Genomic DNA, 18,607 nt, shown 5'->3' with positions numbered 1-18,607 from the left:
CAGAAAATCATTATTTTTTGTAGGGCGTTCGCTGTACGGCCACAAGGTCAGAGGGACCATGATACTTTTGTTTAATTCATTTGAGTTGTGCCGCCAAAAGGTTTGGCTTATCTCGTGGGGCGCATACTAACGGTACGTCTTATGGATAACCGTGAGAAAGATCTCACAAAGCTCTAAATTATCCAACTTGTTAAACATATTAATAGAATTTTTAACTATAGATCACATTTATTAGGTGATACGTCCTAGTAAATAATCCGGAGAGATTCAGCGTTATGGATCAAATGTCAGGTGCAGAGTGTCCTCTACATACGTTAGACCGCACAGAGCAACCTCAACCAACGCCACTAGAACCGATGACGTTTCCTCTGCACGGTGCGAGGTTAATCGAGGCATCAGCAGGTACAGGTAAAACCTTCACTATTGCAGGTTTATATCTGCGCCTTTTGCTTGGTCACGGCAGCGCGGAAACTCGACATCGCGTACCGCTTACGGTCGACCAAATTCTGGTCGTAACCTTTACCGAAGCGGCAACTGCGGAATTACGCGATCGTATCAGGGCAAGAATCCATGATGCGCGAATCGCGTTTGCGCGTGGACAGAGTTCCGATCCGGTGATCCAACCTTTGCTTAATGAGTTTGACGATCACAAGCAAGCCGCAGAAATTTTATTGCAGGCAGAGCGTCAGATGGACGAGGCGGCGGTCTACACCATTCACGGTTTTTGCCAACGTATGCTAACGCAAAATGCGTTTGAATCTGGCAGCCGATTTAATAACGAGTTTGTGACCGATGAAAGTCACCTAAAAGCGCAAGTTGTAGCCGATTACTGGCGCCGAAATTTCTACCCATTGCCATTTACTTTGGCGGGAGAAATCCGCCAGCTATGGGGCTCTCCATCTGCGTTATTGTCTGACATCAGCAATTACTTAACTGGCGCGCCGTTAAGCCTTTCTGTTCCAGCAATGAAAGGCAGTTTGGCTGATCTTCATACTGAAAATTTGAAAAAAATTGATGAATTAAAAGCACAGTGGCGAGAAAGCCAAGATGACTTCTTGACGCTGATTTCAGATTCAGATATTAACAAACGCAGCTACACCAAAAAGTCTCTGCCGACGTGGTTGGAGGCGGTAAACGCTTGGGCAGCAAAGGAAACCACAGGTTACGATTATCCAGACAAGCTGGAGAAATTCGCGCAAAACGTCTTGTTGGAAAAAACACCGAAAGGCAGTGCGCCGCAGCACGCGGTATTTGAAGCCATTGAAACATTTCTTGCTAACCCAATCAGCTTAAAAGCGCCACTGCTTGCTCATGCGATTGAGCATTGTCGTGTGATGCTGGCCAACGCGAAAAATCAAAAACAGTGGCTCTCTTTCGATGATTTGCTGACACAACTTTCTGCTTCTATCGATACGGACGAAAGCGAGCTTTTAGCGGCGCGTATTCGTACTTTGTATCCTGTCGCAATGATTGACGAGTTCCAAGATACCGACCCGCTTCAATACAGTATTTTCAGCCGTATTTATCTGAGCAACCCGGAATGTGGTTTGTTTATGATCGGGGACCCCAAGCAGGCGATTTATGGCTTTCGTGGCGCAGACATTTTCACCTATATCAAAGCGCGTAACCAAGTAAGTGCCCACTACACGTTAGGAACCAACTGGCGTTCTAGCGCAGATATGGTGCAGGCGGTAAACCAAGTATTTGCTTTGCCAGACAGTCCATTTATCTATGATTCGGACATCCCGTTCTTACCTGTAAAATACAGTCCCAATGCCGAAAAACGCATTTGGACTATGGGTGGCCAAAAGCAACCCGCGCTGACTTATTGGTTGCAAGAAGCGGACGATAAACCGCTACCAAAAGGCGAGTATTTGACTCGAATGGCAGAGGCGACCGCAAGCCAAATCCAAACCATTTTGACGCAGGCTCAACAGGGGCAAGCGTGTCTGGTGAATGGCGAAAAACAGAAAGCGGTTCAAGCGGGCGATATCGCAGTGTTGGTTCGAACAGGTAGCGAAGGTCGGATGATCAAACAAGCGCTAGCAGACCAAGGTATTGCCAGCGTGTACCTGTCTAACCGAGACAGTGTGTTTACCAGTTCAGTGGCGCAGGATTTACAGCGTTTGCTGCAAGCGGTGCTGACTCCAGAAAATGACCGTGCGCTGCGTGCAAGTCTTGCTTCTGAGCTGTTTGCCCTCGACGCAGCAAGTTTGGATGCGCTTAATAACGATGAAGTGGTGTGGGAAAACGCCGTAAACGAATTCAAAGAATATCGCAAACTTTGGGTTCAACGTGGTGTGCTGCCGATGTTGCGCGCGGTGATCAGCAAACGCCATATTGCCGAGCGATTACTAGAAGAAGGTGCTAGTTCACAGGGTGAGAATGGTGAGCGAGTACTTACCGATTTAATGCACATCGGTGAACTGCTTCAACAAGCCAGTAATGAACTGGATAGCGACCACGGTCTGCTGCGTTGGCTCGCTCAGTCTATCAGTGATGCGGAAAACGGTTTGGGTGGCAGTGATGACCAAATCCAACGTTTAGAATCGGAACGTAACTTAGTGCAGATCGTAACTATTCACAAATCAAAAGGCTTGGAGTATGACCTCGTATTTCTGCCGTTTGTGTTCAGCTATCGAGAAGCCAGTGAAGCCAAATATTACGATGCAGCCAATGACTGCACGGTACTGGATATCACTGGCAACGATGCGTCCATGAAGCAAGCGGATAAAGAGCGTTTGGCGGAAGACTTACGCTTGATATACGTGGCACTAACGCGTGCTGTGTATGCGTGTTTTATTGGAGCCTCGCCTTTGCGCAATGGTCGTTCGACCAAAGAGCCAACTGGCGTACACCGCAGTGCGATTGGCTATTTGATTCAGAATGGTCAAGAAGGTGGCATTAACGATTTGCACCAAGGTTTAACAAAGCAACAAGACGAGCTTGATTGTGTCGTTGTGGCCGATCCGCCGCAGAAACTCGAAGAGAAGTACGTAGCGCCACAAGAAGAAGTACACGATCTTAGTGCGAAAGAACTGCAAAACCCTATCGACAGAAACTGGCGCATCACCAGTTACTCTGGCTTGGTCAAGCAAGGCTCTCATCACGCCGAGCATGATGCCACGATTGAGATTACGGGTTTTGATATCGACTCATCTGAAGAACAAGACGAAGCGGATTTGGTGGAGCCAGAGCGTTCGATTTTTACCTTCCCTCGTGGTGCGCGTCCGGGTACGTTCCTGCACAGCCTGTTTGAGGAAATTGAATTTACTCAGCCAGCCACGACGGAAGAGAATACACAAATCATCCTTGGCTTGATGGAAAGCGAACAGCTAGATGAAGAGTGGTTGCCCATTTTACAGCAATTGATTGATACCGTACTCGCAACGCCGTTGGATGGTAAGTCTTTGCTGCTGAATCAAAAAGCACCGTCGCAACGTTTGGTGGAGATGGAATTTTTGTTGCCGATTGAAGTGTTGTCTGCGCCGGCGTTAAACCGAGTCATTCAACGTCACGATCCGTTGTCGGCGAAAGCGGGGGATTTAGGTTTCCAAACCGTGCAAGGCATGCTCAAAGGTTTTGTCGACTTGGTGTTTGAACATCAAGGTAAATACTACGTGCTTGACTGGAAATCGAATCATCTTGGCGACGATGTAACGCACTATCATGGTGAGGCTCTGAAATCGGCGATGGCGGATCACCGCTACGATTTGCAGTATCAGATTTATGCGTTAGCCCTGCATCGTTTCCTACACAGCCGATTGGCCAATTATGATTATGAACAGCACTTCGGTGGCGTGTATTACTTGTTCTTGCGCGGCATGGATGGGCAGAGTGACCACGGCATTTTTGCCGCGAAACCAACCTTAGACTTCTTACAAGAGATGGATCGTTTGATTGATGGTCAAGCACTTGAAACGCGCTCAACTCAAGCCGGGCAGATGGAGCTACTTTAATGACGACAAATCGCAATCTTCATTCTGGCCAAGATAGTCTATTGGTAGTGCTGGAACGCTTGGCGCACAAAGGTGCTATTCGTCAGCTCGACTACCAATTCGCCTGCTTTATTGATTCTCAAGCGCATGATGAATCGTCGGACAGCCAAGCATTGGCGTTTATCGCTGGTGTTGTCAGTAGTGAGCTCGGCAAAGGACATATCTGTCTGTCTCTGTTCGATGCACAAGGGCAATCTGCGGATTTAGCCAGTAAGTTAGGGCTGTTTGGTGAGTCGGCATTGGCGCTCAACACACAGTTGCAAGGCATAGACTGGATTCAAGTATTACAAAATTCCAGCGTGGTCGGCGCGCAAGGAGAAGCCTTGCCTTTAATGTTCGATGGTGAGCGTCTGTATCTGCATCGCTATTGGCATTATGAAGTGACACTGGCGGAAAAGCTCAATCAGTTGGGCGCCGCAGTTAACTTGCAACCACAAGAGTTTGCGCGATTATCCGAGTTGCTCAACTATTTGTTTGCACGCCAATACCATTTTCTGTTTAACGCGTTAGGCAAAGCAGTAGAAGCGGGAAGCAGCAACCAAGTGTTGCGTCAACAATTGGTGTGTGACCACCTTGATGTGGTCGCAAGCGAATCGTTGGATTGGCACGCGATTGATTCCGTGCTTAGCAATGCGCGTAAGGTTCAAGATTTGCAAACACTGGATGAACTCGTGCCACTCTCAGCTTGTGTGAACTGGCAAAAAGTCGCGGCGGCGGTTGCGTTAACTCGTCGATTTGCTGTGATTTCTGGTGGCCCTGGTACGGGTAAAACGACGACAGTAACCAAATTGCTTGCTGCTTTGATTGAACAGGCGACGCAAGAGAAAAATCTAACCATTAAGCTGGTGGCCCCGACGGGGAAAGCGGCGGCGCGATTAACCGAGTCCATTGGTAAAGCGGTGCAAGAACTGCCAGTTTCTCCGGAGCTAAAAGCCAAAATTCCGACTGAATCGAGCACTTTACATCGGTTGCTGGGCGCGATTCCTAATAGTGCAGAATTTCGTCACAACAAGCAAAATCCACTGCATTTGGATATTTTAGTTATCGACGAAGCGTCGATGGTCGATTTACCAATGATGTACAAAGTGGTCGATGCCTTACCGAAACATGCGCGGCTGATTTTGTTAGGTGATAAAGACCAACTTGCCTCAGTTGAAGCTGGGGCAGTGTTGGGTGATATCTGTTCGTTCCATGCATTGGGTTATGGCAAAGAGCAGGCGTCAGCCATCGCAAAACTGACGGGTTTCGATACTTTAGCGCATACGGGTAACAGTGCATCTAGCATTGCTGATAGTTTATGTATGCTGCAAAAGAGCTACCGATTTGACGCTCGCTCAGGCATTGGTCAGTTGGCAAAAGCGGTTAACTCAGGTTCTGCTGCGAGCGTAGATAACGTCTGGGCGCGTGACTTTTCTGACATCGAACATTTCGCGCTAAGTAGTCAACATTACAACCAAATGATGCAGACGTTGGTGCAGGAATACGGTCGTTACCTCAAACGCATTGGACAACAGGAAACTGATCCTAAAACCGGAAAGCCAGAGTCGCTAACGCACAAAGCCAAAGCGGTGTTAGATACTTTCAACCAATGCCGACTGCTGTGCGCGATCCGTGAAGGTGACTTTGGTGTGGCTGGGCTAAACCAGCGCATCGAGAAAGCGCTCGCGGCGCGCAAGTTCATTCAAGTTCAGGATGAAATTTGGTATCACGGCAGACCCGTTATGGTTACGCGTAATGATCACGGTTTAGGTTTGTATAACGGTGATATTGGTATTTGCATGCGAGATGACACTGAAGAAGAACCGCGTTTGAAAGTCTTTTTTGAGTTACCTGACGGCAGTGTGAAATCGGTCTTACCGAGCCGAGTACCTGAACATGAAACGGCTTACGCCATGACCATCCATAAATCGCAAGGCAGTGAATTTGATTACACCCTGATGATTTTGCCACCAGACTTTAGCCCGATATTAACCCGTGAGTTGATTTACACAGGCATTACCCGCGCGAAAAAGCGTTTAGCTCTTTACGCCGAACTTAATGTTCTGAAGCGAGGCATTAAGGTGAAAACCACTCGTGCGAGTGGGTTAGTACAGCGGCTTACTAACTAAAACAAGAAGACCGAGCTTATGGCTCGGTCTTCTTTTATGCATGTTTTGCAAACGCGTTGGTAAAAGACACGCTGCGTATTTTGTATTGCTGTTGATAAGCAAGAATAAAATCTCGGATAGCGTCATTTACGGGGAAAACACAGTGGACGTCTAGGCCTTCTAAAAACTGATTGTCAGCCATATCCCAGAAGCTTTGAAGCGAATTACAAATGATTGTTCTCATAACAGTGCTCGTCTCGGCTTATTTAAAGTCAGATTAACAACTGTCCTTGGTGTGCAATACGGAGCTAACTAGTTTTTCAATTGCCCAGTATTTTAGGGTGAAGGCTACATTACATCACCTAGATCCATTCGTATTGGTTAAAAACCAATCACTAGCGAGCAGAGTATAGCCAACCAAATGTATATTTAAAAGATAAAATTGGAACAAAAATCAAGCAATGGTTTGCGCATATCTAAGTTGGGTTTACATGATGACCCGCTAGTCCGGAGTAGGGGTTATGTGTGGCCTTACTCCTAAACAAACTCGTTCCTAAACAAGCTCGATGTGCAGGGTTGAGCGTTAATGAACTAAATCCTGCCCTTTGAGGTTAGTTGGTATAGTGGAACGTTAAGTTTCGCTCCCTGATTTAAGGTTAAGCTATAAATCTAACGCTAAGATTTTGGACTTACGCTGGAAGTTATATAACCCTTGTTTGGCTCCAGGCAAATAGTCGACACTGACTTCGTAAAAACCTTGCTCTCTAAACCAATGCAAACTGTGTGTCGTGAGGACAAAAATCTGATCAATGGTTTCGGATTTAGAACGATGTTTCATGTAGTTGAGCAGTAACAAACCTCGGTTTCCATCACGATAGTCAGGGTGAATCGCTACGCAAGCCATCTCAGCTTTACGCTCTTCTGGGTATGGATAAAGGGCAGCACAGCCAATAATCAAGCCGTCTTTTTCGATGATGGTAAATTTTCCTATCTCTTGCTCTAGCTGCTCTCGAGAGCGCCTAACGAGTACACCTTGTTCTTCTAAAGGGCGAATGAGGTCTAAGATACCGCCAATATCGTCAATATTAGCTTGCCTCACTTGTTCAGCACTCGCCATAACAACTTGGGTACCGATACCGTCGAAAGAGAACAACTCCTGAATTAAGGCGCCATCTACTTTATAACTGATCAAGTGGCTACGAGGTACTCCGGCACGGCAAGCGGCAATAGAGCCTTTAAGAAAGCGCAGTGTCCCAGTGTTGTAATCTAGGTCAGGAGACGTATTTTCAGAAAGCGTTTTGATGACATGCTCCGCCTCAATTGGTAGTAACTCGGCGACAGCATTGCCGTTGTCATCAATGACACCTTGTTCGGAGCAAAAACCAATCAGCTTATCCGCACCCAGCTTTATCGCTAGTTGGGTGGCGACTTCTTCCGATAATAAATTGAAGCACTCGCCAGTCACAGAGCTAGCAATGGGACCTAGCAGAACAATTGAACCTTGATCAAGAGTGCGGTTGATAGCATCGGTGTCAATGCGGCGAATGCGTCCACTATGGCAATAGTCCACACCATCATCAACGCCGAGTGGCTGAGCAATGATGTAGTTTCCGCTAACGACATTGAGCTGGGTGCCTGCCATCGGAGTGTTGTTGAGGCTCATTGATAGGCGCGCAGTAATCGCAAGTTGAAGTTGTCCGGCAGCTTGCATAACAACAGATAAAGCCGATTCATCCGTAATGCGGATATTTTTGTGGTAAGGCGTAGTGAGGTCTTGTTTTTCTAGCAGCTGATTAATTTGAGGACGTGCACCATACACCACCACGACTTTGATTCCGAGGCTGTGCATGAGTGCGATATCATTAATAATATTGCCAAAATTTTTGTGTGCGACGGCTTCTCCGCCCAGCATGATCACCATGGTTTTTCCGCGGTGAGCATTGACATAAGGTGTTGATTGACGAAATCCTTTTACGAGAGCAGTACTACGAATTTTCACTACAGCCATTCCTTTGTTTAATTATGTCAAAATAATGCCTTTTTATTCACTTGGTGGCAAGGTGAAATTTTGGAATAAAGCACAAACATATTGAGGTAGGTTCTTGGTCCTGTTAAGAGGGAAGGTTACAATGGTGGCGTCTTTCCTCAATACGTGAACCTCATGTCTTCTGCTGTTAATAAGAATGCTGCGATCACTGCTTCAAATCTGTCAAAAACGTCATCTAAATCAATGCTTCGTAAGTGGCTAGAGCGTTCTCTCATGCTTATAGCGATAGTTGGAACCGTTGTCGTGTGCATGCTGTATAGTGATTTGATTACTCGAACCATTAATCCGCCCATTCCCAAATCGACAATTTATGGTCGCTGGGTTGAGCAAGATGTTGCGCCTTATGCTCGTGAAGAATTTGTGTTGAGTGAGCGCGGTGTTACCGTAAATGGTTCTACAGTGGCGACCAGTTTTGAATTCGATGGGGATTCGTTTTCGTATCGAGTGGGTTCAAATGAGCGGCACTTCAATTTTGTGGGTAAGCAGCATGCAGAAATGAAGCTGGATGCCAATGCACATTATCTACCTGTATTCCGTTTAGAGGGGCGTGCAAGGATTGCGGTAAGATAGTCGTTTTTATCTTTGTCTGTTAAGCAGAGATCTCTTGCGTCTGTGAGTCACATGGATGATCACAATTTCATCTCTCAATCAGTAAATCTTACTTTCAAACATAATCCGGACAATTCCGTAATTCTTCCGCTGCTATCATGTTGTATTAACTGAATGAATTCACAACGAGTAAACGGATTGGCTTAGCGTTGAAACATTTGTCGTTGCTTTTCAATTGCACCGTATGCATTTGTTTGCCATCCTTTTGCTATTCTCTTTTACGGAAAAGACACGTGTTAAAAAAACTCCTTCCTATTATCTCTTTGAGCCTACTCTTTGGCTGTGCTCAACAAAATGATCGTGCTCAGCAATATCTTGATGGTGAGTTTCCTCAGATCCTCAATCAAGTGGATGTGGTTGAGTCTAACAAACCACGCGATTTTACTGAATTTAACAAGCAAGCTGAGCAAGTGGTGATAAAGTCACCATCCATGGCGAAGATGTACCAACCGCTATATCAACGATTAAGTGAGTGGGCGCAACAGAGCGGAGATACCAGTGCGTTGAGTGCGTTTGGCATTCAAGCCGCGCAATTGGGTGGTGGTGATAAAAAAGGTAATGTGCTGTTTACCGGATACTTTTCTCCCGTGATGGAACTGCGTCATACACCAAACGACATTTTTAAGTACCCAGTTTATGGCAAGCCAAACTGCTCATCAGATTGTCCGACTCGCGCGGAGATCTACAATGGAGCACTAGATGGACAAGGTTTGGTGCTAGGTTACGCGCCTAATCGTATCGACCCATTTATGATGGAAGTACAGGGCAGTGGCTATGTGCATTTTGAAGATGATGATACGTTGGAGTACTTCGCGTACGCAGGGAAAAATAATAAAGCTTACGTCAGCATTGGCCGAATTTTGATTGAACGTGGTGAAGTCCCGCGTGAAAAAATGTCTCTCAAAGCGATTAAAGAGTGGGTAATGGACAACGACGACGCAACAGTACGCGAGTTGTTGGAGCAAAACCCTTCTTACGTCTTCTTTGCGCCAAAAGCGGAAGCGCCAGTAACGGGGTCGGCTGGTATTCCTTTGTTGCCAATGGCCGCGGTCGCGGGTGACCGTTCTATCTTACCAATGGGCACACCAATCTTGGCGGAAGTACCATTGCTGAATGCGGATGGTACGTGGAGCGGTGCTCATCAACTGAGAATGCTGATCGTTTTAGACACTGGTGGTGCGGTAAAACAGAACCATTTGGATCTGTATCATGGCATTGGTGCGAGAGCAGGAACGGAAGCAGGGCACTACAAGCATTTTGGTCGAGTTTGGAAACTTGGGCTGGAAAACTCACCAACTCAAGCGCCTTGGGCTTTACCGCCAGAAAAGCTACAATAGCGACCCAAGAAAGAGGAACACTCTCTTATCTAGACATTTCATCAAAGAGTGCGTATAAATCGCACTCTTTGTTTTTCTATCGATCATCTGGACTTCAATATGCGTGAACTCGATACCCCAGCATCTGACAGCTACAATCAACGCTTTGGCGGCACTCGTCGTCTTTATGGCAACAGTGAAGTAGACATTCTTCGCGCTGCACACGTTTGTGTGATTGGTATTGGTGGCGTAGGTTCATGGGCGGTGGAAGCGCTGGCTCGTACGGGGATCGGTGAGTTGACTCTGATTGATATGGACGATGTTTGTGTCACGAATATTAACCGCCAAATTCATGCGATGACGGGCACCGTTGGCCAAAGCAAAATTGAAGTGATGGCCGAGCGTGTCAAATTGATCAACCCAGAGTGTAAAGTCAACCTGATTGATGATTTCATCACGCCAGGCAATCAACATGAGTACTTAAGCAAAGAGTTTGATTACGTGCTAGATGCGATTGACAGCGTAAAAGCGAAGGCGTCTTTGTTGGCGTATTGCCGCAGCAACAAGATCAAAGTGATCACCACGGGTGGTGCTGGTGGTCAGGTTGACCCAACGCAGATCATGGTCGCTGATTTAACGAAAACGATCCAAGATCCTCTAGCGAAGAAAATCAAAGACACCTTGCGTCGTCATCATAACTTCCCTAAGAATCCGGCTCGTAAGTTTGGTATTGATTGCGTGTTTTCAACCGAGCAGCTGAAGTATCCTCAAGCAGACGGTTCAGTGTGTGGTGTGAAGTCGACAGCGGAAGGCCCAAAACGTATGGATTGTGCTAGCGGTTTTGGTGCGGCGACTGTTGTAACTGCAACGTTTGGCTTTGTCGCGGTATCGCGAATCGTTGAGAAGTTGATTTCAAAATATAAGAAGTAAACTAGAAGAAGAGCGCATCATGACAGATTTTCCCGTTTCTCCATTTGGTACAGATATCACCAGCGAAGACATTGTAGCGACTATGCAGCAATTTCAAGGCTGGGAAGATCGCTACCGTCAGGTTATTCAGTGGGGTAAAAAGCTGCCACAAATGCCAGAAGAGCTGAAATCAGAACAAGTTACCGTTTCGGGTTGTGAAAGCTTGGTGTGGTTAGTGAGCAAAGAGCAAGATGGCGTTTGGCATTTTTGTGCGGACTCCGATGCGCGTATCGTCCGTGGATTGATTGCCTTGGTAATGGCAGCTTATGACGGTAAAACGGCCGATCAAATTCAAGCATTTGATATTGATGCTTATTTTGATCAGCTGGGGCTTGTCTCCCATTTAAGCCCGTCACGTGGTAATGGCTTGAAAGCTATTGTAGAGCAGATTAAGCAAATCGCCGTGTAACGAGTCATTTTCCCAACTCTTAAAAAACGCCGAATAGCCTAACTGTTTGGCGTTTTTTGTATCTGAGTTGAGATATTTTTTGCATATGGATAAAAAGTATGCAAATGGTCGACTATTTTAGCGTTAATTAACCATTCTATTGATCCTGGTTCATTATATTGCCCACTTGGTTTTTATAAACTCAATTGTATTTAAAATTTGTCTATATTAGATAATAGACATATGCCCCATTCGCTCCTATTCCCCAATGTGGAAACACACTTGGAAGCGATTGGGTTACTTAGATACAAATGCTAGGAACCTCCCTATATGCAATTCACCTTGGAACATGCGCAAGACGTGTTATCCGGAATGCCAGACCCCACTTTTATTCTGAGTGAAGATGGTATCTATATTGATGTTTTTGGAGGAACAGATAAAAAAGCCTATCACGATGGAAGTAATTTGATAGGTGAGACGCTGCACAGCGTACTCGAGAAAGATAAAGCTGACTGGTTTATCGAACAGATAAATCGGTCACTGAAACAAGACAGTATTGTGACGATCGAGTACAAGATGTGCGCCGACAGCATTCAGGGAATAGATGCTAACAGTGGGCCAAGAGGCGAGCTATACTACGAAGGCAAGATCTGCCCACTCGCTATAAAATACCGGGGTCGTCGCGTTGTCCTTATTCTTACACGCAACATCTCCAATCGCCACCGAGTTGAAACCCTTCTTCGCCATCAAAGCCAAATAGATGCTCTCACCAATATCTACAACCGACGTGTTTTTTTCGAAAAGCTCACAGAAGAAGTTATTAAATCCCAAGCTCCAGATTATCACTCCGCGTTGTTATTGTTTGATTTGGACTTTTTTAAAGTCATCAATGATAAACGTGGTCATGATGCGGGGGATTATGTCTTAGAGACGTTAGCTGATTTGGTTTCTCACTTACTCGTCAAAGACGAAATTTTCGCAAGAGTCGGAGGGGAGGAGTTTGCGATTATTTTGCCAGAAACTTCTCTGTCGGCGGCGAAAGAGGTAGGAGAGGAAGTACGTTCCCACATTCAAAATTGTCAGTTCGAATTTGAAAAGATTGAAATTCCGGTCACGGTGAGTGTAGGCGTGGTGGAAATAGGCAGAAATGAAACCACCAAACGTTTGTATGCGCATGCAGATAAAGCGCTTTATGCTGCGAAAAGAAATGGCAGAAATTGCGTGGCGACTCTGGATAGGCAGATGGAGTAACCTTGTTGGTTACTCCAAATCAAACCGTTGGCGTTATAGCATGTCGACGGCTTTTTCTACGGCGGCGATGAGTCTTTCCACATCGCTCGTCGTGTTATAAATACCAAAAGAGACGCGTACCGTGCCTTTCACATTTAGCGCATCCATCAATGGGTGAGCGCAGTGGTGTCCTGCTCGTACCGCAATGCCTTGTTGATCGAGCAGCGTCGCAATATCTTGGTGATGAACGCCGTCCATTACGAAGGTCAGTACAGAGGCATTCGGTTGATAGCCTAGAATATGGATGTCATCCAAAGCGCTTAGTGCTTGGTAGGCCTTATCCTGAAGCGCATGGAGATGAGTCTCTACTTCGTGATGGTCAAAACCTTGGTACCACTCAATGGCTTTCGCTAGAGCAATCGCGCCCGCAACGTTTGGTGTGCCCGCTTCAAATTTTCCAGGAAGTGCAGAAAACGTCGTTTTTTCGAAAGAAACGCGTTCAACCATTTTACCGCCGCCGTGCCATGGTGGCATGGCTTCCAAAAGTTCAAGCTTGCCGTATAAAACCCCAATGCCTGCTGGTGCATAAAGTTTGTGACCTGAGAAAACGTAGAAATCGATATCTGATGCCGATAAATCAAGTTGCTCATGTACGATGCCTTGCGCGCCATCAACTACAATAACCGCGCCAACGTTGTGCGCCAGTTCAGTGATTTTTTCTATAGGTTGGCGTGTGCCTGTTACGTTGGTTATTTGCGCGCAAGCAACAATTTTACAGCGGTCAGACAGAAGCGCCTCAAATGCACTGATGTCGAACTGGCAATCTGATGTCATCGGAACTTTAATGACTTTAGCACCCGTTTGCTCTGCCACGATTTGCCAGGGCACGATGTTGGCGTGGTGCTCCATCTCGCTAATCAAGATCTCATCACCTGGTTGTAACGTGCTACGGGCGTAGGTTTGAGCAATTAAGTTCAGTGCTTCGGTTGCGCCCCGTGTCCAAATGATCTCTTTAGAGCTGTTTGCACCAATAAAGCTTGCCACTCGTTCTCGTGCCGCTTCAAACTGGCTGGTGGCATTAGCCGTTAAACTATGGCTGCCACGGTGAACATTGGCATTTTGCGCACTGTAGTAATGACTGATGACATTAATCACACATTGCGGTTTTTGCGTTGTCGCTGCGCTATCTAGATACACTAAGGGCGTATCGTTGACGGATTGGTTTAGAGCAGGAAATTGCTCGCGTACAGCATTTACGTCAAACATTATTCTTCACCAAGCTTGTGGTAGTGCAGAGTAGGCAGAGGGATCATTGGTTCAGCAACTGACCATGCGTGTTTTTTACCTGAGAGTTGAATGATTACTTCCATCGCGAACTCTAAAGCTGTACCCGGACCTTGACTGGTGATCAGGTTGTGGTTGATATCAAAGGTCACGCGTTTGCTGCGCCACTTCTCTTCCGGGATATGTGACTGAAAGCTCGGGTGACAGGTCATCAGTGATTGTGGGAAAAGATCATGGTGTTGCAATACCAACGCCGGTGCTGCGCAGATAGCAGCGACCAATTTTCCCTCGTAGATGTGCTGCTTAAGGATTTCTATCATCACCGTGCTATCACGAAAAATTTCTGCACCACCAACACCACCAGAAAGCGCTATGGCGTCAAACTCATCATCAGCGATATCGACTAGCTTACAATCGGCAGTTAGTGTGACTCCGCGAGAAGCTTTCATCGTCAATGATCCATCAAAAGCAGCACTCGCTACTGTAACGTCATAACCCGCGCGAACCATCATGTCGATAACGGTGACGGCTTCCATTTCTTCGGTGCCTGGAGCGATTGGCACTAAGATTTTCTTACTCATTGTTCTGTCCAGCTTTGTTCTATTTGTTTGATGCGTTGGTAAAGTTTTAAATTCTCAGGCGTATTGATACGATGTTTCTCGGCAGCCTTTAACAAGTATCCGGTTATAAAATCAATTTCCGTTCGACGTTGATGGAATACGTCTTGCCTCATTGAAGAATAGTTCTCAGCTGTGGCGTTCACCACTTGCATTACCGTATCGAAAAGAGAGCGAAACTCGATAGCAATACCTTCTTTACTCATTACTTCAACCAGTTCTTGAGTGATGCTTTCGAGTTGTATCTTAAACTCGGGCTGCGCAAGCTCACCATTCTTACACTGGTGAATCGCAGTCAGTGGGTTAATCGCGCAGTTAATTGCTAACTTAGTCCATAACGCAGATTGGATGTGTGGATTCCAAATGACCTCTGGAAGAGCATGATGCATAACATCTTGCAGAAAAGCGCACTGCATTCCTTTGTCATTATAACCACCCGCTTGCGTTGTTCCGTGACCGGTATGCAATACGTGTTGGTTATCTGGTTTGTATGCGCCGTGCGTCGTTGTTGCGAGCACTATCGGATTGTTTGGCACAACCTTCTCCAAGGCAGAGGCAGTACCCATACCATTGTGCATCAGCATGATAATCGTGTCTGTATTGATATGAGGGAGCAAAGGCTGAATGGCGTCTTCCACTTGCCAAGCTTTTACCGTGATCAAAATGAGATCTGCTTTATTTACGGAGGAAATATCTTGATTACTGAATACGATTGCGGGTGTGTCATCCAACTGAAGTGATTGTTGGCTTTCAGAACTTCTTCCCCACAATGAAACATTGTGCCCGGCAAGCTTAAATTTTGTTGCCCAGAGTGAGCCCACCGCACCTGGACCGAGGATAAGGATATTCACCAAACGCTCTCATTAAAAAGGTTTGCTGCAAGGATAATGAGGGAAAAAAGGAAAGCAAATAAAAATGGCGCCGAAAGGCGCCATTTTTGAGCAAACTTAGTGGTTCAATTAGAACTTGTAAGTTACAGCAAGGTAGTGGCCAAAGCCAGTTGACTTGAACCCATCAGTATCTTTGATACCGTACACGTCTTTGTAACCTTTTAGACCGTAACCCACTGCGAAGCGGTCTGAGTGCCAGTAGATACCGTTGAACATTGCACCACCGTTTGACGCGGTTGAACCAAACTTGTTACCAGCATCATCATCCATACCGAATTGGTAATCGATGTAGCCTTGGTAAGAAATGAATGAACCGTTCTCGAAGAAGTAGAATGGTTTGAACCAGTTAGTCGAGATTTGGAAACCGTTCCAATCCTTTTTGTTGCCGTCGTAAGTGCCGTATAGGTTAACACCAACTTTACCAAACCAAGGAACCATTACGTCAGAACCTAGACCGATTTTTTGAGAGTTAACACCAGAGTTACCACCCCACTCGATTAGAGTTGCAACGTATAGCTCTTGAACTGGACCGAAAGATAGGTCTTTACCAGTTACCGCATCTAGAGACATACGTGGAGCGAATTTCATAAAGATCTTCTCTGCGCCAGCTTTGTCGCTACCTGGATCAGAAGTTAGGTTGAATACATCAACGTAGCCGTAAAGGTCGAAGATACCAGAGCGGCCGCCGAATTCCATTTCTAGGTAGTCGTGTGAAGACTCACCTGGAAGTTCGTCAAATGCACCCATTAGGTTAAATTGCATCCACTTGTAATCGTTTTTGTGAATATCGCCGTCAGAGTAATCTGCCGCCATAACTGGAGCTGAAGTAGCCGCTAGAAGGCTAAGAGCTAAAAGTGATTTACGCATAAGGGGACTCTCTATGTTTGTAATGATTCAGAACACGCAATCTGTGCTGCGCTTTCCAATTGGCGGGAATAATAGCGATAAAAATCCCAAATGAAAGTGATAAAGGGTGCAAAATGAAACGTTTTTGGTGAGTTGCATCACGAAATTATCTTTATTTACGGAACTTTTTGTTTGTTGCATTTTATTGCAATAAATGTGTGATTTGGATCGTTTGCGTGAGCGATTTTATGACTTTTTAAGCCAGTCGATTAACCAACATAAATCGTTAGTGATCGGAGTGATAAGGGATTCGTATGTATCCGTGAATCAAAGAGGACGTTTGAATGAAAGAAGTCATGTTATTCCCACTCACTTCAGTTGTACTCCCTGAAGGTAAAATGAATCTGCGCATTTTTGAGCCACGATATAAGCGAATGGTAAAGGAATGCAGCCTACAAAATGTGGGTTTTGGAGTTTGCCTAGTAGGAAGTGAAGGTGACCCTAAAGACGTGGGTAACGTTTCATCTATCGGAACTTTGGTCAGGATTGTTGATTTTGAAACACTCAGTGATGGTCTTCTTGGTATTACAGTCGCTGGTGAGAAACGCTTTGTTGTCAAACGAGTTCGTGCAGATGCGGACGGCTTACGCCATGCAGAGGTCGAATGGTTAGACAATTGGCAACATCCAGACAACTCACCAGATTTCTTCTATTTAAGCCAGCAGTTATCCCATGTTTATGAAGAGTTTCCTCAACTTGGAAACCTCTACCAGCATCGTTTTTACGATGACTCAGCTTGGGTGACCCAGCGCTGGCTTGAATTACTTCCTTTAGACTGCAATCTGTTCGAACAGCTCGTTGGCGCAGAGAACTGCATTCCTGCGTTGCAATTTCTGACAGAAGCCATAGAAGCCCCGACTAACAAAGAGGCAAGGATATGAAAGGATTTGGCAGAGCTGCGCTAACTATGGTGGCGGCATTAGGACTGGCGGCGTGTGGCTCCGACAGTGACACTATCGGGTATTCCAATTTACAAGCAGTGCACGCGTCTTCTGATGCGCCGCTTGCAAATGTGTGGATCAACGATAAACCATCATTAACGAATGTTGATTATGGTGTGGGATCTGGCTACGTTAAATTGCGAGAGGGGATGAATTCGATTCAGGTCGATGTTCAGCTCCCAGGTAATGAAACCGCGACCGTAATACCTAAAACAGAACTAGATCTTGATTCCGACCTCAATTATAACGTGTTCGTTGTTGGCGATGCCGATGGTTCGCCAAACCCAGTTGAGCCTTTAGTTGTGACTCGCAGCGCCGATTCAATGGCTGATGCCAATAGTCTAGATGTTCAAGTTGTTCATGCAGCTTCAGGCGTTCCTGCTGTTGATCTTTATGTCACTGAGCCAGGTGTTGCTCTTGCTAGCGCGACTCCAATAACTAACCTTGCTTACAAAGCTTCTACCGACGTATTGAACATCCCAGCTGGTGAGTATCAAGTTCGACTTGCCGTAGGAGACAGCGTTGCTTTTGACTCCGGCACAGTACCTCTTGCGGCTAATTCCAACTTGACGATTGCCGCTATCGGCACAGGAGATTCGAATAGCACGTCACCTGTCAAACTCTTGGTGTTGGACGGTTCGGGCTCTTCTATAATTGAAGATATGGGCAGCCAAGCTGAAGTAAGAGTCGGACACCTTGTCGATGGAGCGCCAGTCGTCGATGTTAACGTTAACGGGGCGGCCTTCGCTCCTCTTGCCGACTTAGCGTTCAAAGAGATTCGTGGTTATTTGGATCTTGCTGCTGGCGCTTACGATATTGACGTTTACGTGGATGGCACAACAACCAATCCGATCATAGATGTTGACGGGTTAATGGTTGCAGGTGGAATGGATTACAGTGTTTATGCAGTCGGTGTTGTTAGCCCAGCGATTGATATCGAAGCTCTGGTTGTTGAAGATATGAGACGCGCTGTGGCGACTAGCGCGACATTGAATGTGACACACGCTGCGGCTAATCCTATAGCGGAAATGGTGGATATTTACCTCACTACGAGTGCAGGAATAGATGGAAGTGATCCAACTATTGCTAATTTTGCGTATAAAAATAGCGTACAAGGATTATATGTCGCTGAAGGTACATATTATGTAACGGTAACAGTGGCTGGTAACCCAAGTATTGTTGCGGTTGACTCAGCACCAGTCAATGTAATGAACGGTGTTGTGTACCAAGTCGTTGCCATTGATGATGGGAACAACGGTGGTTTCAACTTGTTGGTCGATGACGTGACCGATTAGGACGAATGGGAGGAGGAGACTCCTCCCACA

At 46.1% G+C, this 18,607-nt stretch carries 15 protein-coding genes; 9 read left to right on the top strand and 6 right to left on the bottom strand.

Annotated elements, in window-relative coordinates:
• The first annotated feature begins 284 nt into the window (after positions 1-284).
• Both recB and recD read left to right on the top strand, forming a co-directional pair.
• The gene (gene recB, locus R7P74_RS21060; protein WP_318123150.1) at positions 285-3,959 is read left to right on the top strand and encodes an exodeoxyribonuclease V subunit beta; all 3,675 of its coding nucleotides are present in this window, start codon (positions 285-287) and stop codon (positions 3,957-3,959) included.
• Positions 3,959-6,106 carry an exodeoxyribonuclease V subunit alpha gene (recD, locus tag R7P74_RS21055; RefSeq protein WP_054576301.1) on the top strand — a complete coding sequence of 716 codons (2,148 nt, stop codon included), beginning with the start codon at positions 3,959-3,961 and terminating at the stop codon, positions 6,104-6,106. Before recB ends, recD begins: the two co-directional genes overlap by 1 nt.
• Before the next feature lie 34 nt (positions 6,107-6,140).
• On the opposite strand, the gene R7P74_RS21050 is transcribed toward recD, so the two are convergent.
• A complete protein-coding gene (locus R7P74_RS21050) occupies positions 6,141-6,329 on the bottom strand; it encodes a hypothetical protein (protein ID WP_005380230.1) in 189 nt (62 codons plus the stop codon).
• Positions 6,330-6,746: 417 nt separating this feature from the next.
• On the bottom strand, positions 6,747-8,084 hold the full coding sequence (gene argA, locus R7P74_RS21045; protein WP_012841478.1) for an amino-acid N-acetyltransferase: 1,338 nt from the start codon (positions 8,082-8,084) through the stop codon (positions 6,747-6,749).
• A 162-nt stretch (positions 8,085-8,246) separates the two neighbouring features.
• On the opposite strand from argA, the gene R7P74_RS21040 reads away from it, so the two are divergent.
• The 5 genes from R7P74_RS21040 (at position 8,247) to R7P74_RS21020 (ending at position 12,665) form a co-directional block, all read left to right on the top strand.
• Entirely contained in the window at positions 8,247-8,702 is a 456-nt protein-coding gene (locus R7P74_RS21040) for a DUF2850 domain-containing protein (RefSeq protein ID WP_005380234.1), read from the top strand.
• A gap of 272 nt (positions 8,703-8,974) precedes the next feature.
• On the top strand, positions 8,975-10,078 hold the full coding sequence (gene mltA, locus R7P74_RS21035) for a murein transglycosylase A (RefSeq protein ID WP_012841480.1): 1,104 nt from the start codon (positions 8,975-8,977) through the stop codon (positions 10,076-10,078).
• Positions 10,079-10,177: 99 nt separating this feature from the next.
• Positions 10,178-10,987 (top strand): tRNA cyclic N6-threonylcarbamoyladenosine(37) synthase TcdA, encoded by an 810-nt coding sequence (gene tcdA, locus R7P74_RS21030; RefSeq protein WP_206957683.1) that lies wholly within the window; start codon positions 10,178-10,180, stop codon positions 10,985-10,987.
• A 19-nt stretch (positions 10,988-11,006) separates the two neighbouring features.
• Entirely contained in the window at positions 11,007-11,435 is a 429-nt protein-coding gene (gene csdE / locus R7P74_RS21025; RefSeq protein WP_005380244.1) for a cysteine desulfurase sulfur acceptor subunit CsdE, read from the top strand.
• A gap of 309 nt (positions 11,436-11,744) precedes the next feature.
• The gene (locus R7P74_RS21020) at positions 11,745-12,665 is read left to right on the top strand and encodes a GGDEF domain-containing protein (protein WP_206957681.1); all 921 of its coding nucleotides are present in this window, start codon (positions 11,745-11,747) and stop codon (positions 12,663-12,665) included.
• 33 nt (positions 12,666-12,698) lie between these two features.
• Here the strand turns inward: R7P74_RS21020 and csdA are convergent, their stop codons facing one another.
• From csdA to R7P74_RS21000, 4 genes are all read right to left on the bottom strand, one after another.
• Positions 12,699-13,910 carry a cysteine desulfurase CsdA gene (gene csdA / locus R7P74_RS21015; protein WP_025768229.1) on the bottom strand — a complete coding sequence of 404 codons (1,212 nt, stop codon included), beginning with the start codon at positions 13,908-13,910 and terminating at the stop codon, positions 12,699-12,701.
• Positions 13,910-14,509: a DJ-1 family glyoxalase III gene (locus R7P74_RS21010; RefSeq protein ID WP_006742560.1), complete on the bottom strand. Its 600-nt coding sequence runs from the start codon at positions 14,507-14,509 to the stop codon at positions 13,910-13,912. Before R7P74_RS21010 ends, csdA begins: the two co-directional genes overlap by 1 nt.
• On the bottom strand, positions 14,506-15,396 hold the full coding sequence (panE, locus tag R7P74_RS21005; RefSeq protein ID WP_017820775.1) for a 2-dehydropantoate 2-reductase: 891 nt from the start codon (positions 15,394-15,396) through the stop codon (positions 14,506-14,508). The genes R7P74_RS21010 and panE overlap by 4 nt, the downstream gene beginning before the upstream one ends.
• A gap of 108 nt (positions 15,397-15,504) precedes the next feature.
• Positions 15,505-16,302 carry a nucleoside-specific channel-forming Tsx family protein gene (locus tag R7P74_RS21000; protein ID WP_005385292.1) on the bottom strand — a complete coding sequence of 266 codons (798 nt, stop codon included), beginning with the start codon at positions 16,300-16,302 and terminating at the stop codon, positions 15,505-15,507.
• A gap of 323 nt (positions 16,303-16,625) precedes the next feature.
• Between R7P74_RS21000 and R7P74_RS20995 the strand changes: the two genes are divergently transcribed.
• Positions 16,626-17,222 carry an LON peptidase substrate-binding domain-containing protein gene (locus R7P74_RS20995; protein ID WP_005380253.1) on the top strand — a complete coding sequence of 199 codons (597 nt, stop codon included), beginning with the start codon at positions 16,626-16,628 and terminating at the stop codon, positions 17,220-17,222.
• Complete coding sequence (locus R7P74_RS20990) at positions 17,219-18,577, top strand: DUF4397 domain-containing protein (protein WP_318123144.1); 1,359 nt, start codon at positions 17,219-17,221, stop codon at positions 18,575-18,577. Before R7P74_RS20995 ends, R7P74_RS20990 begins: the two co-directional genes overlap by 4 nt.
• The last annotated feature ends 30 nt before the right edge of the window (positions 18,578-18,607 follow it).

The sequence above is a fragment of the Vibrio sp. 2033 genome, assembly GCF_033339735.1.
This window is presented reverse-complemented; position numbering and strand designations above follow the sequence as displayed.